Source organism: Psychrobacter sp. JCM 18903 (genome assembly GCF_000586475.1).
Lineage (GTDB): Bacteria > Pseudomonadota > Gammaproteobacteria > Pseudomonadales > Moraxellaceae > Psychrobacter.
In genome coordinates this window covers 1-23,845 of sequence record NZ_BAWJ01000016.1, presented here as the reverse complement: position 1 = coordinate 23,845, position 23,845 = coordinate 1, and the positions used below count along the sequence as shown (strand labels likewise).

Genomic DNA, 23,845 nt, shown 5'->3' with positions numbered 1-23,845 from the left:
TGTCATTTAAATTATATGACCAAAAATTCACTATCGATGATTTGATAGTGAATTTTTAACTCTTAAGCTTTTATAAACAACAAATAACTGGTAAAAAATAAACGACCACACGATAAGGAATGTCTTATGGCAACTGAACATCATGCCAACCATACTGATGCTGACAATCAAACCGTTAATAAAGTTTTAGATAAAGGCGGCGAAGTGCGCGAGGGCGAAGAGCTTGACGCGCAAGCGGTCAGCGACTGGCTACGCGAGCAAGGCGTTGACGTAGAGGGCGATCCAACCGTTACCCAATTCTCAGGTGGCGCTTCAAACTGGACTTACCGGCTACAATATGAAGGCGAAGGTGACGGCCAAGATTTGATTTTACGCCGTCCGCCAAAAGGCACCAAAGCCAAATCGGCACATGATATGGTGCGCGAATATACCGTGCAAAAAGCTTTAAAAGATGCTTATCCCTATGTACCAAAAATGGTCGCGCTGTGTACTGACGAAGACGTTATTGGCGCAGATTTTTATGTCATGGAGCGAATGGAAGGTATTATTCCGCGGGCTAACTTGCCAAAAGGCGTTGATTTAAACGAAGTGCAAACACGCGAGTTATGTACCAATGTCATCGATGCTTTGATTGAGCTGCATCAAGTCGATTATAAAAACCATCCTGATTTGGTCAATTTAGGTCGCGGCGAAGGGTACTGTGAGCGCCAAGTGGCAGGTTGGGACAAGCGTTATGTCAAAGCCAAAACGCCTAACGTCCCAAGTTTTGCTTAGTACGTCAATGGCTCGGTAAGCATACGCCTGCTGACAGTAAGACTTGCCTCATTCATAACGATTGGCGCTTTGATAATGTGATTTTGGATGCAGCAGATCCGACCAAGGTGATCGGCGTACTCGACTGGGAAATGGCGACCTTGGGCGATCCTTTGATGGATTTGGGCAGCGCATTGGCGTATTGGATTGAAGAAGATGACAATATCATTATGCAGCAGTCACGCCGTCAGCCCACCCATTTAAAAGGCATGATGACTCGCAATGAGGTGGTTGCTTATTATCTTGAGCAGACAGGTCTAGAGATAGACAACTGGACGTTTTATGAAGTGTTTGGGTTATTCCGTCTAGCGGGTATTGTTCAGCAAATTTATTATCGCTACTATCATAAACAAACGACCAATCCAGCCTTTAAAAATTTCTGGATTATTGTGCACGTATTACATGCCAAATGTCTTAAACTGATTGCTCAATATGAAGGTGAGATTTTGTTTACTAACCGAGTACAGCCGCATTTGCAAGATATGGGTGTTGATGCTGCGATGATTGAGCAGTTGCCAAGTCCTATACAGGCTGTTATTAAAAGTATCTTACCAAAGAGCTATTTTGGACAAAGCGCACCTAAAGCTGAAGAGTAAGCAAATTAAAAATTAAAAATCTAGGGCTTTTAAAAATTATAAGAGTGCGATTAATAAGGCAATATTTTATGACAACCATACTTTTGGCCCGTCATGGTCAAGCGTCATTCGGACAAGAAAATTATGATCAGCTTTCAGAGCTAGGCAGTATTCAAGCGCAGATGCTAGGTCAGCATTACGCGACGACTCAGCGTCGAATCGATGCGATTTTTACTGGTAGTTTGGTTAGGCAGCAAGACTCTGCACATCATTTTTGGCAGCGTTATCAGTCATTTGTTGATACCGATAGCAATATCTCTAGTAAGCCTGCGATCGATATAAGTGCGCCGGATAGCTATGTACTGCCACAATTTGATGAATTTAATCATAAAGACGTGTTTATAAATTCTAATCCTGCTTTCATGAGTAAAGGTGCTATTGCGGCTGAAATTGCGCAAGCAGAAGTGCCATCTACGCGTTTAGCGGAGTTGTTTGATGCCGCAATGCAGCGCTGGCATGCAGGTGGGAATGACGGTGATTATATTGAGAGCTGGTCACAATTTAATGAGCGGGCAAAACAAGCGCTTGAGCAAGTGCGTTTGCAAGTGGCCAATCTGAATTTAGAGCGTGATAGTACGGTGCTGGTGTTTACTTCGGGCGGCATTATTTCGGCTATTACCGCGCAGTTATTACAACAAGGCAGTCAGACTGCGTATCAAATTAATAAAAGCTTAGTTAATACGGGCGTGACGTCTATTACTTTAAAAGCGCAGAGTACACGGCTATTGTCTTTAAATGAATACAGTCACTTATTTGCTGATGGCAAACGCTTCGTGACGTGGCGATAACATAGCATGTGATAGCCGGTGAGATATCAAGGTCATAATTAAGCCGTGATTAACATCAGGATAAAATGGCTGCTCTAAACACGTAGCCGATTTTTATGTTATTAGAATCAGTTATGATAACTGTTGAGTACTTTTTGTGTATTTTTATAACAGACAAGCCGCACTTATCAATTTGCGATATTATAGACTGTCAGCTTCATATAATATGGATGTAAACAGGACGTTCTATGCAAAATAAATTGATCAATTTAGTCACCAAAAGCGCTAAACAAAGTAAAAATCAGCTATTTAGCGCGATTCAGCCTGCGCGCTATCTAAAAGGTTTAAATAAGCAGCAGATTGGTCGTGGTAAAACAGTATTAATCACGGGTGCCAGCTCAGGACTGGGCGAAGGCATGGCAAGATTGTTTGCCAAGCTTGGCTATAATTTAGCGATTTGCGCGCGTCGTACCGACCGTCTAGGAAGTCTACAAGCAGAGTTGATGGCAGCGTATCCTGATATTCGTGTTGAATATCGAGCATTAGATGTCAGCGACTATGATGCCATATTCGATGTATTTGATGCGTTCGCAACTGACTTTGGTCATATCGATCGTGTGGTGGTCAATGCGGGCGTCGGGGATAGTCGCCGTATTGGTAAAGGGCGCTTCGATACCAACCGACGCACCGTTGAGATTAACTTTGTCTCTGCGCTCGCGCAATGTGAAGCGGCGATGAATATTTTCCGCGCACAAAACAGCGGTCATCTGGTGGTGATATCAAGCATGTCAGCAATGCGTGGACTGCCTAAGCATTTGACCGCTTATGGTGCAAGTAAGGCGGGTTTGGCTCATCTGGCAGAAGGCATTCGTGCTGATATGTTATTAACCAAATTGCCCATTAAAGTCTCGACCATTTATCCAGGTATATCCGTACTGAAATTAATGAAAATGCCAAACCTTTACCGTTTGAAGTAGATGCAGAAACAGGCACCAAAGCGATCGTTGCTGCGATTGAGGCAGAAGTAGACGAAGCTTGCGTGCCAAGTCTGCCATGGTCGATTGTCGGTCAAGCGATGAAGCATTTGCCATTACAAGTGGTCAATAGAGTCAGCTGATAGCGGTTGTGTTGTTATTAATGTCAAAATTAGTCAAGAAAAATTAACGCAACAAAAAGCCCGCTACATTGTATATAGTGGGCTTTTATTTTTTGAAACTTATAAGTCTTAACTACTGAGAGTCTTAACGACTACAAGGTTTGCGGATTATCTGACATATGTTTTTCACGCAATTTTTGACGTAGTATCTTGCCGACATTACTCTTAGGTAGCTCGGTGACAAACTCGATATGACGCGGGCATTTATAGCCGGTCAAGTTATCGATAGCGAACTCTTTAATATCACTTTTAGTGACGTTATTATCGGCCGGGACGATATATATTTTTACCGTCTCACCTTGATGTTCATCAGGAATACCGATGACTGCACACTCAATAATGCCTTTACAATCAAGCATAACCGACTCGATTTCATTTGGGAAGACGTTAAAGCCTGAGACCAAAATCATATCTTTTTTGCGATCTAATAATCTAAAGTAACCTTTTTCATCCATACTGACGATATCACCCGTACGGAAATAACCCTCTTTAGTAAAGTCGCTACTACTGTCTTTATTAAAGTAGCCCGACATGACATTTGGACCTTTGATGCACAGCTCGCCTGCCTGATTAACGCCTACTTCTTTGCCATCTTCATCGATAACAATAATATCAACGCTTGGACCAGGCGTGCCAATCGTACTATTAAATTTACGATCAATGACGATATTGTTGGTGCCGACTGCTACACATTCAGTCATACCCCAACCTTCAACCATCGGACAGCCTGTCACTTCTAACCAACGCGCCGCTGTTTGTTCGGTTGCTGCCATACCACCTGCCTGCGAGAGACGAAGTGAGCTGAAATCTAGGTCTTTAAAGTTTGGCTGATCAAGCAAGCCTTTAAACAAAGTATTAACCGCTGGGAAAATATGGAACGGCTGTTTGGATAAAGTTTTGATAAATCCAGGCATATCACGCGGATTGGTACCAAAATAAAAGTGTAACCTGAGCGCATGCCAAGCAGGCTAAGCATGTAAGCAAAAATATGATACAGCGGCAGTGCCATGACCATATTGATATAAACCTCATTAATTTCTGAGGTAACAGGGCGAAACCATGCTTCTGACTGCATGGCCGCAGCAACGACATTACGCTGAGTTAATACCGCGCCTTTAGACAATCCTGTGGTACCACCGGTATACTGCAAAATCGCTTTATGTTGCAAAGCCGTTTTTGGTGCTTGAAACGGTAGGTTTTTACCTTTTTTCAGCACATCTGGAAACTTGGTAACGTTGTATTTAGGATCGTCAAGATTATATTTCGGCACTAAGCGTTTGACCTGACGGATTACCGTATTGACCAAAATACCTTTTAATCCCATCATATCGCCCATTTTCGATAGGACAATACGTTTGATATCCGTCTCTTCGATTACCTGCTCGAGTGCTTGAGCAAAGTTATCAACCACAAAAATAACTTGAGCACCCGAGTCGTTCAACTGATGGCGCAGCTCACGACCGGTATACAGTGGGTTAACTGGGGTACACACATAACCTGCCCGCAAAATACCAATCATCGTTGGCAGATATTGCGGCACGTTTGGCATCATGAGTGCGACCACACTGCCTTTAGGAATGCCTTGCGCTTGTAACCATGCGGCAACGGCCAGTGAGGCTTTATCCACATCACCATAAGTATGAGTGACACCCATACAAATAGTCATAGGATGCATACGAAAACGATTGAAACATTCCTCATACAGCTCTATGAGGCTCTCATATTGATCAGGATTAATGGTCTTGGGTACGTTTTCTGGATATTGCGCCAGCCAAGGCTTATCTACTGTCATACTTAGCGTCCTTAAATGTTGTGATACGTTAAGGTTCTATAAAAGAGTAGTCACATCCTTGTCAACAATATAAATCATCGCCTTAAGAGCAATGGATTGTCGCGTGCTATCCTATCGATTCACAGACTGCTAAAATACGGTGACCTCTATATAAATTATTTAACTACAAGCTCATTTCACTATAAAAAGCAGTGGTCTAAATACAGTAAACAGCTGGTTACTATTATCCTTACTAAGAAAAGCACCACTTGCTCATAAACTGATCTGAATTGAACGACTATCGACTCACACTAATAAAAAATAGCGTGACTTATTTTGGCAACACATTAACATAACTACAATTGATATTGTTATTTTTATACAAGAACTTGATAGTTATAATTAAGTTTGATAAAGCAAAAAATATATGTTGTAACCATATAGAGGATAAGCGGTTAGCAACAAGGTGCGAACGGCATTTTACTTGGAAATTTATGAATCATGATAAGAATCATCTAGTTTGTAGAAAAAGTTGTTATGTAAAAGCATTAACATTATAGTTACAAAGTAATGATTTTCTGTATAAGAGTGATAGATTCACATAAAAAAGCGCTCTACATATGATGTAAAACGCTTTTGATAATGATTTTTTTATTTACAATTGTGGGTTGTCCGACATATGCTTTTCACGCAGTTTTTGACGTAGTACTTTACCCACATTACTCTTTGGCAACTCACTGACAAATTCGATATGACGCGGGCATTTATAGCCAGTCATATTGTCCAATGCAAATTCTTTAATGACTTCCTTGGTGACATTGTTATCGGCAGGGACGATATAAATTTTGACTGCTTCACCTTGATGCTCATCGGGAATACCGATCACCGCACAATCAATAATACCATCACAATCTAGCATCACTGATTCAACCTCATTTGGGAAGACATTGAAGCCTGAAACCAAAATCATGTCTTTTTTACGGTCTAATAATCTAAAGTATCCTTTTTCATCCATGCTGACGATATCGCCAGTGCGAAAGTAGCCATCTGCCGTAAAGTCATCACTACTGTCTCTGTTAAGATAACCTGAGGTTACGTTAGGACCTTTTACACACATCTCACCAGCTTCGTTGACACCAACGCGATTGCCTTCATCATCGATGACAATGACATCGACACTAGGAACAGGGACGCCAATCGTACCGTTAAACTTGCGATCAGTGATGACGTTAGCGGTACCTACAGCGACACCTTCTGTCATACCCCAACCTTCAATCATGGCGCAACCAGTGACTTCCAACCAGCGAGCAGCTGTCTGCTCAGTTGCTGCCATACCACCTGCTTGTGAGATGCGTAATGAGCTAAAGTCTAACTCTTTAAAGTTGGGATGATCAAGTAAGCCTTTAAATAAGGTATTAACCGCTGGCAATATATGGAACGGCTGTTTTGACAGCGTTTTAATAAATCCTGGTATATCACGTGGATTAGGTATCAAGATAAAGGTGTAGCCTGAGCGCATGCCGAGTAGACTGAGCATAAAGGCAAAAATATGATAGAGCGGTAACGCCATGACCATATTGATATAGACCTCATTAATCTCTGACGTAATCGGTTTGGTCCATGCTTCTGATTGCATCGCCGCGGCGACGATATTACGCTGCGTTAAGATAGCCCCTTTAGATAGTCCTGTTGTGCCACCTGTATACTGTAAAAATGCTTTTTGATCTAACTGCATTTTTGGTTTGTGGAACGGCAGGCTTTTGCCTTTCTTCAGCACATCAGGGAACTTGGTCACTTCGTGCTTAGGGTCATTCAGTTTGTACTTAGGTACTAAGCGTTTGACCTGACGGATGATGGTATTCACCAAGATACCTTTTAACCCCATCATGTCGCCCATTTTTGAGAGGACAATCCGCTTAATATGGGTTTCATCAATGACTTGTTCAAGCGCTTGGGCAAAGTTATCGACCACAAAAATAACCTGAGCACCCGAGTCGTTCAACTGATGGCGCAGCTCACGACCAGTATACAGTGGGTTAACAGGGGTACAAACGTAGCCTGCCCGCAAAATACCAATCATCGTTGGCAGGTATTGCGGAACGTTTGGCATCATGAGTGCAACCACACTGCCTTGAGGCAGACCTTGCGCCTGCAACCATGCGGCAACGGCAATCGAAGCTTTATCAACATCATCGTAGGTATGCGTCACGCCCATACAGATACTCATAGGGTGCAGACGAAAGCGCTCAAAGCATTCTTCGTACAGCTCCATGATGCTGCTATATCTATCGGGGTTGATGGTCTTTGGTACACCATTAGGATAATGGGCAAGCCAAGGTTTATTCGGCGTCATAGTCAGCGTCCTTGAAGTTTGAAATAGGGTAAATTCTGTAGTAAAGCAGCCATATCCGTGTCAATAAACACATCAGCGCTGACGTAAACCGTTTGCCGCTGAGAGTGATAATATCCTTATCTATTGACTGGCTGCTAGGTTTTGTTGCCATCGTCCAAAAGGACTTAACTATTATTAGGCAGATAATTAAGTCAATTGAACGGACAGATAGCTTAATCATAAAAGCATTTTTACTCTTAAATAAGCTCTACCTGTTATCTATCTAACACTAAGGTATCAGAAAATAATTATACATTTAAGCAATACAGTAGCATGAATGCCATCAAATACTATACTAGTATGGAATACTGAGCAGTGCATAAATAAAGCTGAGAAATACGATTCATATATAATTTAACATGAATAGGTAGCGTCCCTGTTTGCCACTGGATGAGTATAAATTTTGATAAAAATCAAGGCGTCAATTAAAAAATCATCGCAGCCAAAATTAATATATCAACCAAAGATGTGTTAGGGCCTGTCCTCAATTCAATCGATTACTTTCTAAATGGCCTAAAAATGGCTAAATTTTGCAAACATCGTCAAATAGCTTATTAATATCTCGATATTATTTGCGCTACTTTCCTTGTTTGACGACAATTTATCTCATTTTTATCTCCCTTTTTAAATGAGGACAAGCCCTAGAAGTTCATTTGAGATTTAGTCATGCTGAATGCTATAAAGGCAATATCAGCTGCTTGTTTTTATTAAAAAAGCGTCGATAAATGAGTAACGCGCTGATTGTACAACCGAGCGTACTGCTCACACATATCAAAAACATAGTGACTATCTGATAGCGAATCGCTTGAGTGGGGTCAGCGCCAGCCAATATTTGACCAGTCATCATCCCTGGTAAGCTAACAATACCGACAACTAGCATAGAGTTCAGCGTCGGAGTCATGCCATTGACAATGGCAGCGCGTATTGGTTCATGTACCGCTTCAAATGGGCGAGCAGATAGGCTGAGCATCATCTCTATACGTCCTTGCTGCTCATGAAAGGATTCAATCAACTGGTTGCTGGTCAATGAGATAGCGGTGAGCGAGTTGCCCAATATCAGCCCCAAGATAGGAATGACGAATTGCGGTGTGTACCAAGGCTGTACCTTTAAAATAATCATGATGGCTATCGCAGTGACTAATATAGCCGAAACGCTTACTGCTAGCAGAGTGTCAGTTAACAAACCTTTATAGCTACGTTTAACGCGATTTTTGGCAGCAGCACCTGCAATCAAGGTCATGATGGTCAAAATTAACAGGACTTCATACCACTGTTCACGGGCAAAAATCCATGCCAATATCAAACCGATAAAACTAAGCTGGAGCACCGTGCGGATAGCCGCGGTTAAAAGCGTTTTGGTCAGCTGTAAGCGCAGCCGCCAAGAGATAATAAGAACGATGATGATTAAGCTGCTGGCAAGGGCAATATCACCGTAAGTTAAAAATATTTGTATGTCATCTGTACCGCTCATCGTGGCTCACTATATAAAATGACGAATATAAGATAGACCCTAATACGACTTTGTTAAGAAAGATCATTTTAAAGAGTGACATGACAGGCTTAGCTCAGCGTTAGAATATCTCAGTTAATACCCCTGCTTGCATCTGCCAATGCCGATCGGCCAATGGCATGATGTCTTGCGTATCGTGAGTTACCCATAGTAATGTACGCCGCCTATCTGCCTGTAACCAGTTTGTGAGTAGATGTACGAGCTGGGCTGAAGTGTCACTGTCTAGGGCAGCGGTAGGCTCATCTAGTAACAACACCCGTGGGTTCAATTGTAAGAGGCGTAACGTGTTGACCAGTTGCCGCTCGCCGCCCGATAGATGATAGACTTCTTGCTGCAAAAAGTCAGCGCTGCGTTGCAATTGCTCAAGCTGTGCGATATGCCAGTCGATATCAAAGTCAAGGTGCTGATGCGCTTGTAGCTGATAAGGCATTTGCAAGTTCTCAAGTACACTGCCTTCTAATAATTGTGGGTGCTGGGCGAGTAGGGCAACGTGCGTGCGCCACTGTATCGGTGCAGTATCATGGATACTACAATAAGCACTACTGGTTGATTGGTCATCACGGCGCAAACGCACATTGCCGCCGCTCATTGGCAATAGTCCAGCCAATACCCGTAATAATACCGATTTACCACTACCAGAACCGCCTGTCAACACGGTTACTTGACCTGCTAACAGCCTGCCTGTGGCGCCATCGATTAATAATCGTTGATGAGCAGGTATGATTGGCTGAGAGACAGTGTTTGGTCTTAGTTTGCTGATCCATCTTTGATAAATGGTAGATAGCGCAGATGTTGTGGCTTCTATGGCTTCCATATTTTTGTTATTAATACTTTTATCGCCAACCTTGTTATCATTATAGGCAGGTATGCTGGCTGTACGTTTACTATGTACCTGAATATTCTCGAATATCAGTATCGGTTTATTATTATGAAGATGCATAAGTCATTATCGCCAATTATTCAGCCACTAAATATCCAATCATTAAGTATCTAACTACTAATTATCCAGCCACTAAGCATTCAGCTGCTCGTGGATCGCTTGCTCAATGGCATCGCGTAAATGCTTTGGAACACGAATAGGGCGCATGGGCGTGGCACTAGCAACCGCAGTATCTGCCTTACTATTGGATAGCGGTTTGGTTTTGACTTGGTTTTGCACACAAGCAATGACGATTTTGCCACTACTTAATAAGCTGCTAGCATTAGCATTGCTATTAGCATAATCAGAAGAAAGGCTGTCTGGCTGTGACGATAAATGCTCTGGTAAAAGATAATGCTGGCAGGTTTTAACTCGACTTTATCGATGCGCACACTGATGACTTCATCTAACAAAATAGCTCTTTTGTATTGCAAGTCTGCTTGACTGACGACAAAATGCTGAATTTCTCCATCGTTAGTCTGCAAAAAATACCCATTCAAATTCAGTTCCCCAAACCAATCACGGCGGCAGTTTTCAAAAAACACCAAATGATTGGCATGGTAGACTATACCGCCGGCATCAGTATGGTTAATATAGACGTTATAATTTTTGGTAAACAATGGCGTATATTCGCCGTCTACACTTGCCACTGTGTTTGTATTTTTGCTGTTATTTTTTATCATAAAGATGCTCGGTCATTGTTTTAATAAATATTGTTCGATGTTCATGATTCGATGGCCAAAATTTGATAGCAGCCATATTAACCACAACTACTCTAGCTTAAGATATCAGGGCGCGCAACAGTTAGGTCGGTCGACGTCTGTTATGATAGCGGATTGTGCACTTTCATAGCCCATTTCTTTATATTAGCACCGTATTTTCATCAATTAGTATAGGATAATTTATGACCCGTTTTGTCAGTTTTAATATCAATGGTATTCGCGCACGTCAACATCAGCTTGAGGCTGTGCGAGAAGTGATCGATCCTGATGTGATGGGTCTACAGGAAACAAAAGTACATGATGAGCAATTCCCCCTAGAGAATATAGAGAGTCTGGGCTATCACGTAGAGTACTTTGGTCAAAAAGCCCATTATGGTGTGGCGCTACTATCCAAGGTTGCACCTATATTTGTGCAAAAAGGTTTCCCTGGTGAAGATGACGAGGCACAGAAGCGTTTTATCCATGCCCGCTATGAATTTGACGGTCGTGAAATTGATGTGCTCAATGGTTATTTTCCACAAGGAGAGAGCCAAGACCATCCGACCAAATTCCCGATGAAGCGGGCTTATTATGCAGATTTAATGGCGTATATCGATACCCTAAAAGCAGAAGGTCGCTCGCTCATAATCATGGTGATATGAATATTGCCCCAGAAGATACTGATATTGGCATTGGCGACGTCAATGCTAAGCGCTGGTTGAAAAATAGGAAGACCTCGTTTTTACCAGAAGAACGCGAGTGGTATGCGGCGCTGATGTCACGCGAGCTGACAGATACCTATCGCTTACATTATCCAGAGAGCACAGAGCTATATAGCTGGTTTGATTATCGCAGTCGTGGGTTCAATGATGAGCCGAAACGTGGCTTGCGTATCGATCATATTTTGTGCAGCTCGGATCTTGTTGAGGCCTGTGTTGATGCTGGGATTAGCTATGAGCTACGGGCGATGGAAAAACCGTCTGATCATGCGCCAATTTGGTCGGCATTTGATTTAAAAAAACGGTAATATTTATATAGGTCGCGTTTGATACTTCACCAGCCGTAGCATCATGGTTGAAGGCTCAACGCACCTCAGTGTTTATCGCATCATCCGTGATAAATAATGATAAAAATTTCACAATAAGGGTTAAACCATGCAGTCGGAAATGTTGCAGTACCTGATATTATTTATCCTATCGAAGGAATCAAGCTAAGCGCCACTGCCGCAGGCGTACGCTATAAAGACCGAGATGATTTAGTAGTAATTGAGATCGCTGATACCGCGACCACAGCGGTTGTGACTACCAAAAATACCTTCTGTGCAGCGCCTGTACGGGTATTACGCGAGCATTTTGCCAAGGCCAGCCCGCGCTATTTGGTGACCAACACGGGTAATGCTAATGCTGGGACGGGCGCTGATGGCAAACGTCGCGCCGTTGATATCTGTGCCGCTCTGGCGAGTAAGGCTGGCGTGGATAGTAATGCAATATTGCCATTCTCGACCGGTGTCATTGGCGAGCCATTAAATAGCGATGCGGTCATCGCGGGCTTAGATAATGCACTTGCCAATTTGGGGGCTGACAATTGGCTTGCCGCGGCGAATGGTATTCGCACCACAGATACGATTCCGAAGCTCGCTAGCCAAAAAATCGACGTGGCGGGTATTAGCTATCATGTGACAGGTATGTCAAAAGGCTCAGGCATGATACGCCCTAACATGGCGACCATGTTGGGCTATGTGGCAACTGATGCCAATATCGCTGCTGACCTATTACGAGAAATGCTAAGTGCCATTAATGAGCAGTCTTTTAACCGCATCACTGTCGATGGCGACACTTCAACCAATGATTGCTGTGTGTTGATCGCCACGGGTGCTGCCAGCTCAGATATCATTGATAGTCCAGAACATCCGCATTATCAGGCTATATTTTCGGCTTTGACCGAGGTGTTTGTCCGTCTGGCGCAATTAATCGTACGTGATGGCGAGGGTGCTACCAAGTTTATGACCGTCAACGTCACTGATGGCAAAACAACGCAAGAGTGCTGCGATGTGGCATATGCGGTCGCGCATTCACCGTTGGTCAAAACCGCATTCTTCGCTAGCGATGCCAATTGGGGTCGTATCTTAGCGGCAGTGGGTTATGCTGGTATCGAAGACTTGGATACGGAACAAGTGGATGTTTATCTAGATGAAGTCATGATTTGCCAGAATGGTGGTGTCGCCCCTAGTTATACGGAAGCGGCAGGTAAGACCGTCATGAGTCGCCCTGAGATTACCATTCATATCGATCTTGCTCGCGGCGATGCTAGCGATACGGTATACACCTGCGATTTATCATATGACTACGTCAAAATTAATGCGGATTATCGTAGTTAAGGGTTATCACTGTCAGCTAAGTAAAATACTTTTTAATGAATAACTGAGCCAGAGTGACTATCACTCTGGCTTTTTGATGTGTAAATTTTTCTCAGTATCAATTTACTCTACTATTCAATACGCGCGATTAACAACAGTTGCAAAAGCTGACGTTACTTTACAAAGCAGTTATAGAGCAGAAGACGAGTTGCGCTCTATACTGACCTCAGTAAACAAACAATAGACGACATTATTGAGACTTAATAGGTTTATTCGGTAAAGCTAAATCAGGTGAATACTCTTGCTTGGCTCAATATCGACAGTAGTATTACACCCATCGCAAAAATTGACTGATATTTTTAAAATATATTTACCAGCATGATGTGTCCAAAACAATAATCTCAAACCATTAATAATGTATTTATAACAATTAACTGAGGATTTAATAATGAAAAAATTAGTACTTGCAGCAGTAATGACCGCCTTTGCCCTGTCAGGTTGCTCTACCATGGGTATGGATAACGAACGTACGATGGTTGTCGATGGGCAACCTATGAATGTTAAAGTGGTTAACATTCCAAGTTTTGAAATAGAAGTAGCACCACTGAAAGCCGTCTGTGAGCTGTCAACAGCTGAGGGTACTAAGGTTGAAGCAGAATGCTTACAGTATCGTCAGACTTATCAGAAAAACTACACACCTTTAAACGGTAATATTCAGGGCTTCACTTATGAGCCAAACTATCGTTATATTCTAGATGTTCGCCAAGAAGTCATGATGGATGAAAATACTAACATGGCTAAGCCAGTTGGATTCTAAACGAAGTGGTTTCAAAAACAGCTGAGTAATGAATCATTGAGCATGTCTAGTTGATGAGCATATTTGACCAAAATAAAAAAGACCCCTAATACAGAATTAGGGGTCTTTTTTATTTTAGCAAATACTTGGGAATGTGATGTCAGGATAAGCTATATTAAACGATCGTTATGTTAGAACGTATCCCCATTTGGATAACAGTCAATCGAATTTAGAGAACGCTCTAGCACTGACTATATTTTACACTGACGCCATGAGTGGCAGTAGGGATACGATTGTCTGCATAAACGGCAAGACCGCCTCGTGAGGTTTCTTTGTATTTATCTAGCATATCCGCACCAGTGACTTTCATGGTTTCAATCACTTTATCTAAAGAGACAAAGTGCTGTCCATTACCGCGGCAAGCAAGTCGTGCCGCATTGACAGCTTTGACGGCGCCCATGGCATTGCGCTCGATACAAGGCACTTGCACTAGACCGCCTACAGGGTCGCATGTTAGACCTAAGTTATGCTCAATACCAATCTCAGCCGCATTAAGGCATTTAGCTGGATCACCGCCCAAGATTTCTGCCAATGCAGAAGCTGCCATGGCACAAGCAGAACCAACTTCACCTTGGCAACCAACTTCAGCGCCAGAGATGGAGGCATTTTGTTTGATTAAACTGCCAATAGCAGTCGCATTTAACAAAAACTTGCGTGCACCATCTTGGCTATAGCTTGATAAAAAGTCACGATAGTAATGCATCACCGCAGGAATAATACCTGCTGCACCGTTGGTGGGGGCAGTGACGACATTTCCACCATTGGCATTTTCTTCATTGACCGCCAAGGCATATAAATCAATCCAGTCCATGGCAGCGAGTTTGTCATTTTTGGTAATGGGTTGGTTTTTCTCGGCGCACAATTGTAGATGTAATGCTTGGGCACGGCGTTTTACATCCAAGCCACCAGGTAATATGCCACTGTTTTGACAGCCTCGCGTCACGCAGTCCTGCATTGACTCCCAAATAGAGTCTAAATAAGCAAAAACTTCTGATTGATTGCGGTAATGACATTCATTTGCCAATACCAATTCACTAACGCTTAAGTGGTGTTGACAACATTGCTCCAGCAATTCTGCGGCGCTATTAAAGGGGTAAGGAATGGCGTCAATGGTCGGCGTGGCGTTATCTTCATCCGGATTGGTGGCATCTTCTTCATTGATAACAAAGCCGCCACCTACCGAATAATAGGTTTGTTGATAATGACTGCCGTCGGTCAATAATGCGCGGATAGTCAAAGCATTAGGATGGTAGGGCAAAACGGTTTCGTCATACCAGTGAATATCGCGCTCTGTCTCAAAGGCAATAACATGCGTGCCTGCTATATTGAGCTGTTTGTCTGAAAAAATCGGTGACAAATATTGACTGGTCAAACGGGTATCGATCGTACTAGGAGCATGCCCAAGCAGCCCTAACAATATAGCAGTATCGGTTGCATGTCCTTTGCCTGTGGCTGCCAAAGAGCCATAAAGCTCAATCTCAACACCTGTAATAGCCTTCAGCTCTGTTTGCTTGGTTAATGAGCCCAAAAAAAGATTGGCGGCGACCATGTCCTACCGTGTGTGAGCTTGATGGGCCAATACCGATTTTAAATAAATCAAAAACACTAATCATAATAACTTACCAAGTTTTTTAAGTGCACTAACATGTTGTATAGCTGCTTTAGGCACTTTCATTGAGAATATAACAGGCAGCTCTCGCTTATAGCACCGACAAAGGTATAGAGGAAGCACCGCCCATGGAAGTATTAACGCAAAAGAGGAAAAATGGTGATTGAATAATAACTTTTATTTGTTTTGAAACTCCGCTATCATGCTCGGAGCTAATGGCTATGTAACATCCTGTAAGTTGATTGTCGCTGCAGAGTACACTGAGTCATAAGCGACCATAACCGTTTTTTAGTTAAACATATCCGACCACATACATCTACCAAACATGGTCATCATACCAAATAATACTTTTGGTTTGCCATATTGCAACATAAATGAATGAGTCAGGGCGACATATTATAAATGAAAAGATGCGGATTTTACTCGTTATTATAATTTCTAGCCACATATTCTTGCCGATTGATGCCCTGATTTAAAGCAATTTTTATTTTTCATTTACTGTTGTCTATTATTTTAGCCCAGTTTACATAGGACAAGCGTGTATGCCCTCTCAAAAAGACCCTTCCTCGCCTTTAGAAAACAGCGCTCAAGCACCATCTGCTGAACCTGGATTAGAGCTGCGGCGATCAGTCCTCCGTACAATCCAGACTTTGAAAATGGACGCTGGTTTCCGACATGGCGTCCGTATCAAGGCGATTTAGATCGTGATCCAGTCGGTATCAATGAATATTTGCCACCGTCAAAAAGCGTGCTATTAGGTGTACAGCATACTTTTGCGATGTTTGGTGCGACCGTGCTTGCGCCGCTGTTAATGGGCTTTGATCCCAACTTAGCCATTTTGATGTCAGGTATCTGTACGGTGATGTTTTTTCTGATCACTGGTGGGCGCATGCCGAGCTATTTGGGCTCAAGTTTTGCTTTCATTGGTCCCGTTATCGCTGTGACAGCTTATGCAGGCGCAGGGTTCAATGGTAATTTGAATGTCGCTTTGGGCGGCATCATGGCTTGCGGTATCATTTATGCGTTAATTGGGCTGCTGGTGATGAAAACGGGTACTGGCTGGATTGAGCGTTTGATGCCGCCTATCGTTACTGGTGCTATTGTGATGATTATTGGTCTCAACTTAGCGCCAGTGACCATTCAAGGGGTGTCTGCCAATCAGTTTGATGCTTGGATGGCTACCTTGACCGTATTACTCATCAGTGGTGTGGCTGTCTTTACACGTGGTATGCTGCGTCGTCTGCTATTACTGGTTGGTTTAATATTATCCTATTTTGCCTATTTTATCATGACCAACGTCATGGGTTTTGGTACGGCGATTGACTTTAGTGGTGTGGCAGCTGCTTCGTGGTTTGGCTTACCTAGTATCCATACGCCTCGCTTTGAGATGAGTGCTATTATTCTGATTGCGCCTGTGGCCTTTATTTTGGTGGCTGAAAACTTAGGGCATTTTAAGGCTGTCGAAGGTATGACCAAAGCTCGTGTCACGCCTTATATGGGTCGAGCATTTTTTGCTGATGGTTTGGCAACCACCTTTTCAGCAGGATTTGGCGGTACTGGTGTGACGACTTATGCTGAAAACATCGGTGTGATGGCGGTGACTAAGGTGTATAGCACAACAATATTTGTCGTGGCAGGCGTGGTAGCTATTTTGTTAGGGCTATCACCGAAATTTGGTGCCATCATTCAGACGATACCAGCCGCTTTATTGGGCGGTGCGTCCATTGTGGTGTTCGGTTTGATTGCTATTGCAGGCGTCAAAATTTGGATAGACAGTCGTATCGACTTTAGCAAAAACAGCAATCTAATTATCGCGGCCGTGACCGTTATTATGGGTACCGGTAACTTTAGTTTGCATTTAGGCGGCTTTGATTTGGGCGGTATCGGTACGGCGACTTTGGCAGCGATTGTCTTAAATGCGTTATTTAACCAAGGATCTGAAGCGAAGGCTGCTCATCAATCATTGGCTAAGTAATCAGCTTTTATGATGCTGAGGTTTTATACCTATCAGATAACGACGATAACAGCGTATATCACTCCATAAAAAGCGCCCATGCTATCGGTAGCATGCGCTTTTTATGGAGTGGCAGCAAGTGCACGATAAAAATGCAGAATAAAAGCTACTTGTAGTCTCGCTTGTAAAATTTTGAGAAAAACCGATAACGTCGTAGGGCGCGCGGCTTAGGTTTCAGTGAGCCCAAATAGATTGCAAACATGGTCAACAGAGCACCGCTCCACTGTAAGCTATTAATTGGTTTGTCCAGCCAGCTATAATCAATGACCAATGCGGCAATAGGTTCTGATAATAATAATAATCCAGTTAACGCCAAAGACAGCTTAGGAATGGAATAGGCAATTAGCCCCCACGCCAAGCATTGCATCACCGTACCGTAGATGAGCACCCAGCCAATCTCAGACCAAGTGTTTGGTAAAATATGACCCATATCAAACACAAACATAGGAACAATCATCGCCAATACACCACCGATACTAATCAGCTGCATCAGCATAAATATAGGTGTGGGTTCAGTATCATGCGTCTTACGGATAAAAGTCATCGATGCTGCTAGCATTGCCCCTGAGACGATACCAGTGACGAACCCCCAAGTGGCAGCGCTGTTATGCGCAAACTCAGGACTGCCTATCATGGCCACACCAAACATGGCTAAAAACAAACTGATGAGCTGCAATATAGATTGGCGTTCGTTAAAATATAAAAACCCAATGGCGGCTAAAAAGAAAATCTGTAGGCTATTCAATAAAGTTGAGATACCAGGCCGACCGCATAAATACTCTCGTGCCAGAGCGCCAGATCTAAGCCTAAAAAGACACCTGATAATAAACCATAAAAAATAGCGCGCCTTGAGCGGGGTAGACGCTGTCCCATGATTTTGGCCAATACAGCGAATACGACACCTGAAATAGCCAAGCGCCAAAATGCCATTGCCCAACCGCCAATATCAACGTGAGCGACAATCAAACTACCCAGACCAAAGATAATACAACCAATGACCAACCCAGTAGAGGCAGAGCGTGAAGAAGCAATCGCCATACAATATCCTTATATCCATATTATTATTTTATCTTACTGTATCAACGATAACGCCAATGAATACTGACGCTAATACAAGCCGTATTGTCTAGGTTTTGACGCTAAAATGAAATGGTCAAACTATCATTTATGCTTATTGTTTGATTTATTATCACGATATCAGGTTTTATCTCTGTATATGCTAGGTATAAAATCAATGATGACCTTAAGCTTCACTCATATAAGAAAGTATCTATAACAATACGAATATATGGTGGAGACATTCTTACAGGAACGATGTTGGCGTAGATATCACTATTTGCTAATCTAGTGGTTTATAATCTCTGTAGTGGCACAATAAAACAGGATAGTTTCTTATTAGTCTTTACCTCAAGTACTTCAATACCATTAGCCTAGGTTCATCTATGTTGCGACGTTCATTATCCCTACAACAACGACTATCGACATCTGGTTTTGCTATCGCCATCTTTGCTATTACGCTATTTATGGCGCCAAGCGTACAAGCGGCCAGTTGCAAAATTCCAAAAAGTTATTATAAAAACGTGGCTTGTACGGCAAATAGCGGCTATTTTTTGGCGACAAAAGATTTCGGCGCGCCAGTTGCTCTGATGAATAGTAAGGGCAAAAGCGTCGTTGATTTATCACGTTATCAAAAAGTTGATGCCAGTAAGATATCGGCAGGTCTACTGCCTGTACTGCGCAACGGTCATGTCGGTTATCTTAATATGCAAGGTCGTGAAGTAGTGCCTGCGATGTATGATGTGCTTAAAGAAGGACAGGGTTGGGCGCGTCCCGTCTCTAACGGGCGTATCGTGGTAAAGCAGGATGGTAAATATGGGGTCATTACTACTAGTAATAAAACCATCGTGCCGTTTTCGTCCGTGATTAGTGACATTGATGATTACCAAAATGGTGTCGCCCGTGTACGTAAAAATCAAGCGATCAGTTGGATTGATGAAAACGGCAAAACGACCAGTGACCCAAATGGTAGTAACAACGAGCAATCCACGACGCCACGAGCACCTGCCAGCGCTAATGGCAATGCATCCTCATCCAACCAGACACTTCCCAATCGCTTTACGATGCTACAACCGCGTCAGCAAGATGGCAAATGGGGGTTTATCGATGATAATAATGTGACCATGATTACCTATTCTTTTGACGAGGTGCGTCCCTTTGCCGAAGGCTTGGCTGGCGTGCGCATCGATGAAACTGGGGCTTTGTTAATCTTGGTGGCGAGTTGGTGATTCCTTTTCGCTTTGCCAATAGCGGTGTGTCAGCTGGTGATCTTTATCAAGGCAAACCCGCCTTCACCTTTACTGGTGGTAAAGCGTGGATTGGCAATCTAAAAAACGGCAATAAAATGTGTATCGATAAAGAGGGCACAGGAGTGGGCTGTGATTAAGCGGCGCGTCCAAATATAAAGACCTACATGATCTAATGACCTAGGTAAAATATCCAGCATAAAAAAGAGCGTAAATCCTACTATTGATTCATAGGGTTTACGCTCTTTTTTATGAATTGTGTGACAACTAAAATTATTCGTCTAATAAATGATTGCTGATTAAATCGACCATATAAGGTTGATAGTATTCAGGAATATCATGCGCCATGCCTTCGATTAAATGAAACTTGGCATTCGGAATGGTCTTGGCAACCACACGACCTTGTGAGGCGGGCAGTAGTCCATCTGCGCTACCATGCAGTACGATAGTCGGCGCTTTGACTTGCTTGCTAAACCTGCTAATAGAGCCTGATGCCAAGATAGCATTGAGCTGTTGTACCGTGCCGAGCGGATGAAAGTTGCGCTGATAACGCAATTTGGCAATTTCACGCACCATACGTACGTTGACATGCCCAGGCGTACCGACTGTCTTCATAAACCACACGCTATGGCGCACGATATCGCGCTCAGAATGACTTTCAGGGCGGTTGATCAGTATATAGCTGCCTAGGTTTTGGTGGTTTTAAAAATGCACGGTTGGTCGTGGTAAACATCAACGCCATGCGCTGTACTAAACTTGGATAACGTGCCGCTACGATTTGCGCAATCATGCCGCCCATCGAAGCCCCAATCAGATGGGTTTTCCCCAACTGCAACGCCTTAATCAAACGAGCGGTATCTTCTGCCATATCTGTTAAATTATAAGCCACTTGCGTACCTTTATTGGACAACCCCGTTTGCAGGCGCATCATCATTTTTAGCTGACTGATACGCGGTAGTCCATCAATCTGCACTTTAGAAGACAGACCAATATCACGATTATCAAAACGAATGACAAAAAAACCGGCATCAATAAGGCGCTTGATAAAATTATCTGGCCAAAATATCATCTGTGAGCCAAGTCCCATAATCATGAGCAGTGGTGGATCATTAGGATTGCCACCTGCCTCAACACACAGCTCAATGCCATCGCCGATATCAATCATTGATTGATACAGATGCTTGCTAAGGTCAGAGTCTCGCCATTGGTGCGCGCCAAACTTTTGCCACTCAGGAGTAGGGTAGCCACCTAAGTCTTCTTGTAGGGTTGCCGATGGTTTGATGTCATTCGATGTTGTCATGAAGTGTCCTAATTAGAGGGTCGTCTATTACAGCTCAAGCATCTCAAAATCAAGCTTGCCCACACCGCACTCTGGGCAGGTCCAATCATCAGGGATGTCATCCCATTTAGTGCCTGGCGCAATCCCTTCTTCGGGACAGCCGAGTGCTTCATCATATATCCAGCCGCAGACGATACATTCATAACGTTTCATAAATAGTCCTATCGAGCATTATCAGTGTTTATAATCCGTGTTACAGGGTGTTTTTGACGTGCATACTTGCAACCACAGCCGTTAAATGAGACTGTAAAAGCGCACATAGTTTAGCATATAACCGTGATTTTCGTCGTTAAGTTTACACTTGTATATTGAGATTGATTGGTTTTTATCAAGGGGTTTAGGTCTTCTGTCTGTCAGTAAGCACCTGTACGCTTACGTGCGCAACTGCGATATTTCTATCAATTATGTTATAATAAGCGCCGCTAAATTCACAGTATTAGCCATCATTTATCGTTGATATATTATTATCTAAATTACATTATCTAAGTCATATACGCTAAGGGTTACCATGAGCATTAATGCTGCCGCTACATCTAAAAATGTCGAAAATGAGTCGTCTAATAAGCTCAATACGGATCATCCCTTCTGGCAAGTGATTCGCACAGTACCAGACTTCCCGAAGTCGGCATTGATTTTTATGATATTACGCCGTTACTGCGCAGTCATATTAATGAGGTGATAGATGCATTGCTCGCCGCACTGCCTGAAGGTGTGATGGACGAGGTAGATTGTCTAGGGGCAGTTGAAGCGCGTGGTTTTGTCTTTGCAAGTTTGCTTGCAGGTCGATTGGGCAAAGGGATGATTTTGCTACGTAAACCCGGTAAGCTGCCACCGCGCGTTGCCAATAAAGCGTATGCTCTAGAATATGGTAAAGATACTCTTGAGATGCAAAACAATCTACCGCCTGAGCGCGTGCTATTGGTCGATGATATTTTAGCCACAGGTGGTACTTTAACCACCGCTTATGAGCTGTGTAAATCGGCAGACCATACCGTGGTGGGGGCGTTAGTATTGCTAGATTTGGTTGATTTGCATGGCGAATTTCCAGTGCCTGTCTATACGGTTTTAAAGGCTTAAAACTGGCAACGCTTTTTTAATTGCCTGTATTTGCTTTGTCTTAACGTACGTTACTTGTCTTGCTGGTAAGGTAAGTTTTACACGCCTGTTCTATTAGCATACGACTAATCGTTTTTGGCTTGGTTATCTTAAAATCTTTGGTGGTTAATATGGGTTTTTCTGATTGCCAAGATTCTAATACCTTATTATTGGCATCATAGTTAACGTAAGCGCGTTTATAGTAACTGGCGTCTTTACAAGAGATGAGCAATTGCTGATCGCTATGATGAATCGCTTTTTCTTTACCTTCCTTATCTACTTTTGTTTCATCTTTTTGTGCAGGGTATGTTCTGCGGATAGATACGGTGATGTTTTCGACATTTTTTTCGTCTATGATATTGATGTCGGAGCTTTCAATAGAGTCCAAGTCTAAGCTAAAAATTGATCCAGTAGGACTTTCTGATATTTTTGACCAGTTCACTGCATGCGTGCTGACTGCTAGAACACCACCCACTAATAACACTGATAGCCGTTTCATAATCAAGCCTTGCTTCTTGTTGTGAGAAGTGAGCCATGATAGCCAACTTACTATTAGCAGGCAAATTTCTTTTATAACCTGCGACTGAGGTTTGTAAAATGTTGATCATACTCATCACTGTTTATAACGCTCGACGCTCATATCAATGACGCATCGCTGCTAACATCTGAGCAAGCTCATCACGAGCACCAATAAAGCCGTCGATACCTTTTGGTAATAAATCTTGTGTAACCGTGTCTTGTTGATAGGCGCTACTATATTCCTCTCGCGTTAGACTCACGCGTTTCATGTCGGCTACATCTAATGACATGCTAGGTGACAGTTGCTGTATCACCTCAGTATCCATCGCTGCCAGCGCGTCGATAAGGTCAGGCGCGATGGTCAATAGATCACACCCTGCTAGCGCTAATATCTGTTCAGTCGAGCGAAAGCTTGCGCCCATCACTTGCGTATTATAGTTATGCTGCTTGTAGTATTGATAAATGCGCTTTACAGACTGCACGCCCATATCATCAGAAGCGGGCACGTTTTGACGATTTTGTTGGCGTTTTTGCCAGTCTAAAATACGACCAACGAAAGGCGATATCAATGTCACACCTGCATCGGCACAGGCAATTGCTTGATGCTGTCCAAATAACAACGTTAAATTGCAGTGAATATTTTGGGTTTCAAGATAGCGTGCTGCCTCAATCCCTTGCCATGTCGCGGCCATTTTAATTAATACGCGCTCTGAGTTAACCCCTGCTTTTTGGTAAGCTTCCATAAATACTAAGGCTTTATCAATCGTCGCCTGAGTGTCATAAGACAAACGAGCATCCACTTCGGTAGAGACGCGGCCTTGAATAAGCTCTAAAATATCACAGCCAACCTGAATGGTCAGCGCGTCAATCACTGCATCTATATTGCCATTATGACGACTCATGGTTTCTGACAGCATGCCTTGGTTGTCAGGATGGAGGAGTGCTTTGGTAATGAGGCTTGGATTGGTGGTCGCATCGATAGGTTTTAAGCGCGCAATGGCGGCAAGGTCACCAGTATCAGCGACAATGGTGGTCATGGTACGAAGCTGTTGTAATGCGCTCATCAGATATCCTTTTGATCAAAAAACAG

At 43.1% G+C, this 23,845-nt stretch carries 15 protein-coding genes and 8 pseudogenes; 10 read left to right on the top strand and 13 right to left on the bottom strand.

The window, feature by feature from the left end:
- The first annotated feature begins 126 nt into the window (after window positions 1-126).
- The 3 genes and pseudogenes from TT12_RS11375 to TT12_RS11365 all read left to right on the top strand — a co-directional run bounded on the left by TT12_RS11375 (window position 127) and on the right by TT12_RS11365 (window position 3,332).
- Window positions 127-1,409: pseudogene (locus TT12_RS11375) on the top strand (phosphotransferase family protein).
- A gap of 68 nt (window positions 1,410-1,477) precedes the next feature.
- Entirely contained in the window at window positions 1,478-2,236 is a 759-nt protein-coding gene (locus tag TT12_RS11370) for a histidine phosphatase family protein (protein ID WP_045454940.1), read from the top strand.
- A 395-nt stretch (window positions 2,237-2,631) separates the two neighbouring features.
- Window positions 2,632-3,332, top strand: a pseudogene (locus TT12_RS11365) (SDR family oxidoreductase).
- A gap of 131 nt (window positions 3,333-3,463) precedes the next feature.
- Here TT12_RS11365 and TT12_RS17555 read toward each other — a convergent pair.
- The 7 genes and pseudogenes from TT12_RS17555 to TT12_RS15645 form a co-directional block, all read right to left on the bottom strand.
- The gene (locus tag TT12_RS17555) at window positions 3,464-3,730 is read right to left on the bottom strand and encodes an AMP-binding enzyme (RefSeq protein ID WP_243443639.1); all 267 of its coding nucleotides are present in this window, start codon (window positions 3,728-3,730) and stop codon (window positions 3,464-3,466) included.
- A 219-nt stretch (window positions 3,731-3,949) separates the two neighbouring features.
- A pseudogene (locus tag TT12_RS11360) lies at window positions 3,950-5,025 on the bottom strand (AMP-binding protein); the annotation flags it as partial.
- A 772-nt stretch (window positions 5,026-5,797) separates the two neighbouring features.
- Complete coding sequence (locus tag TT12_RS11355) at window positions 5,798-7,495, bottom strand: AMP-binding protein (RefSeq protein WP_045454936.1); 1,698 nt, start codon at window positions 7,493-7,495, stop codon at window positions 5,798-5,800.
- Window positions 7,496-8,210: 715 nt separating this feature from the next.
- Window positions 8,211-9,005, bottom strand: coding sequence for an ABC transporter permease (locus tag TT12_RS11350; RefSeq protein ID WP_045454933.1), 795 nt, complete (start codon window positions 9,003-9,005; stop codon window positions 8,211-8,213).
- A 100-nt stretch (window positions 9,006-9,105) separates the two neighbouring features.
- The gene (locus TT12_RS11345) at window positions 9,106-9,984 is read right to left on the bottom strand and encodes an ABC transporter ATP-binding protein (RefSeq protein WP_201560191.1); all 879 of its coding nucleotides are present in this window, start codon (window positions 9,982-9,984) and stop codon (window positions 9,106-9,108) included.
- Window positions 9,985-10,056: 72 nt separating this feature from the next.
- Entirely contained in the window at window positions 10,057-10,203 is a 147-nt protein-coding gene (locus TT12_RS17550; protein ID WP_243443633.1) for a hypothetical protein, read from the bottom strand.
- A 26-nt stretch (window positions 10,204-10,229) separates the two neighbouring features.
- Window positions 10,230-10,646: a hotdog family protein gene (locus TT12_RS15645; RefSeq protein WP_243443632.1), complete on the bottom strand. Its 417-nt coding sequence runs from the start codon at window positions 10,644-10,646 to the stop codon at window positions 10,230-10,232.
- Between the two features lie 221 nt (window positions 10,647-10,867).
- On the opposite strand from TT12_RS15645, the pseudogene xthA reads away from it, so the two are divergent.
- From xthA to TT12_RS11325, 3 genes and pseudogenes are all read left to right on the top strand, one after another.
- A pseudogene (xthA, locus tag TT12_RS11335) lies at window positions 10,868-11,691 on the top strand (exodeoxyribonuclease III).
- 156 nt (window positions 11,692-11,847) lie between these two features.
- The gene (gene argJ / locus TT12_RS11330; RefSeq protein WP_045454930.1) at window positions 11,848-13,041 is read left to right on the top strand and encodes a bifunctional glutamate N-acetyltransferase/amino-acid acetyltransferase ArgJ; all 1,194 of its coding nucleotides are present in this window, start codon (window positions 11,848-11,850) and stop codon (window positions 13,039-13,041) included.
- A 427-nt stretch (window positions 13,042-13,468) separates the two neighbouring features.
- Window positions 13,469-13,837, top strand: a complete 369-nt coding sequence (locus TT12_RS11325) for a DUF4377 domain-containing protein (RefSeq protein WP_243443631.1) — start codon at window positions 13,469-13,471, stop codon at window positions 13,835-13,837.
- A 220-nt stretch (window positions 13,838-14,057) separates the two neighbouring features.
- Here the strand turns inward: TT12_RS11325 and TT12_RS11320 are convergent.
- A pseudogene (locus tag TT12_RS11320) lies at window positions 14,058-15,489 on the bottom strand (L-serine ammonia-lyase).
- 621 nt (window positions 15,490-16,110) lie between these two features.
- On the opposite strand from TT12_RS11320, the gene TT12_RS11315 reads away from it, so the two are divergent.
- Complete coding sequence (locus TT12_RS11315) at window positions 16,111-17,460, top strand: solute carrier family 23 protein (RefSeq protein WP_207804061.1); 1,350 nt, start codon at window positions 16,111-16,113, stop codon at window positions 17,458-17,460.
- Window positions 17,461-17,605: 145 nt separating this feature from the next.
- Here the strand turns inward: TT12_RS11315 and TT12_RS11310 are convergent.
- Window positions 17,606-18,537: pseudogene (locus TT12_RS11310) on the bottom strand (DMT family transporter).
- Window positions 18,538-18,941: 404 nt separating this feature from the next.
- Between TT12_RS11310 and TT12_RS11305 the strand changes: the two are divergent.
- Entirely contained in the window at window positions 18,942-19,784 is an 843-nt protein-coding gene (locus TT12_RS11305) for a WG repeat-containing protein (RefSeq protein ID WP_243443630.1), read from the top strand.
- A complete protein-coding gene (locus TT12_RS17545; protein ID WP_243443629.1) occupies window positions 19,778-19,942 on the top strand; it encodes a hypothetical protein in 165 nt (54 codons plus the stop codon). The genes TT12_RS11305 and TT12_RS17545 overlap by 7 nt, the downstream gene beginning before the upstream one ends.
- A gap of 133 nt (window positions 19,943-20,075) precedes the next feature.
- Here TT12_RS17545 and TT12_RS11300 read toward each other — a convergent pair.
- Together TT12_RS11300 and TT12_RS11295 are read right to left on the bottom strand one after the other, a co-directional pair.
- A pseudogene (locus tag TT12_RS11300) lies at window positions 20,076-21,102 on the bottom strand (alpha/beta fold hydrolase).
- A gap of 27 nt (window positions 21,103-21,129) precedes the next feature.
- Window positions 21,130-21,294, bottom strand: coding sequence for a rubredoxin (locus tag TT12_RS11295; RefSeq protein WP_011280463.1), 165 nt, complete (start codon window positions 21,292-21,294; stop codon window positions 21,130-21,132).
- Window positions 21,295-21,649: 355 nt separating this feature from the next.
- On the opposite strand from TT12_RS11295, the pseudogene TT12_RS11290 reads away from it, so the two are divergent.
- A pseudogene (locus TT12_RS11290) lies at window positions 21,650-22,218 on the top strand (adenine phosphoribosyltransferase).
- Between the two features lie 40 nt (window positions 22,219-22,258).
- Here the strand turns inward: TT12_RS11290 and TT12_RS11285 are convergent.
- Together TT12_RS11285 and TT12_RS11280 are read right to left on the bottom strand one after the other, a co-directional pair.
- Window positions 22,259-22,735, bottom strand: coding sequence for a hypothetical protein (locus tag TT12_RS11285; protein ID WP_045454922.1), 477 nt, complete (start codon window positions 22,733-22,735; stop codon window positions 22,259-22,261).
- Between the two features lie 142 nt (window positions 22,736-22,877).
- Window positions 22,878-23,819, bottom strand: a complete 942-nt coding sequence (locus TT12_RS11280; protein WP_045454919.1) for a transaldolase — start codon at window positions 23,817-23,819, stop codon at window positions 22,878-22,880.
- Window positions 23,820-23,845: the final 26 nt, after the last annotated feature.

What these genes read in the sequence shown, in the direction of transcription:
- TT12_RS11370 (WP_045454940.1), top strand. Translation starts at nt 1,478, where the DNA reads ATGACAACCATACTTTTGGCCCGTCATGGTCAAGCGTCATTCGGACAA.
- TT12_RS17555 (WP_243443639.1), bottom strand. Translation starts at nt 3,730, where the DNA reads ATGCTTGATTGTAAAGGCATTATTGAGTGTGCAGTCATCGGTATTCCT.
- TT12_RS11355 (WP_045454936.1), bottom strand. Translation starts at nt 7,495, where the DNA reads ATGACGCCGAATAAACCTTGGCTTGCCCATTATCCTAATGGTGTACCA.
- TT12_RS11350 (WP_045454933.1), bottom strand. Translation starts at nt 9,005, where the DNA reads ATGAGCGGTACAGATGACATACAAATATTTTTAACTTACGGTGATATT.
- TT12_RS11345 (WP_201560191.1), bottom strand. Translation starts at nt 9,984, where the DNA reads ATGCATCTTCATAATAATAAACCGATACTGATATTCGAGAATATTCAG.
- TT12_RS15645 (WP_243443632.1), bottom strand. Translation starts at nt 10,646, where the DNA reads ATGATAAAAAATAACAGCAAAAATACAAACACAGTGGCAAGTGTAGAC.
- TT12_RS11325 (WP_243443631.1), top strand. Translation starts at nt 13,469, where the DNA reads ATGAAAAAATTAGTACTTGCAGCAGTAATGACCGCCTTTGCCCTGTCA.
- TT12_RS11305 (WP_243443630.1), top strand. Translation starts at nt 18,942, where the DNA reads ATGTTGCGACGTTCATTATCCCTACAACAACGACTATCGACATCTGGT.
- TT12_RS11295 (WP_011280463.1), bottom strand. Translation starts at nt 21,294, where the DNA reads ATGAAACGTTATGAATGTATCGTCTGCGGCTGGATATATGATGAAGCA.
- TT12_RS11285 (WP_045454922.1), bottom strand. Translation starts at nt 22,735, where the DNA reads ATGAAACGGCTATCAGTGTTATTAGTGGGTGGTGTTCTAGCAGTCAGC.
- TT12_RS11280 (WP_045454919.1), bottom strand. Translation starts at nt 23,819, where the DNA reads ATGAGCGCATTACAACAGCTTCGTACCATGACCACCATTGTCGCTGAT.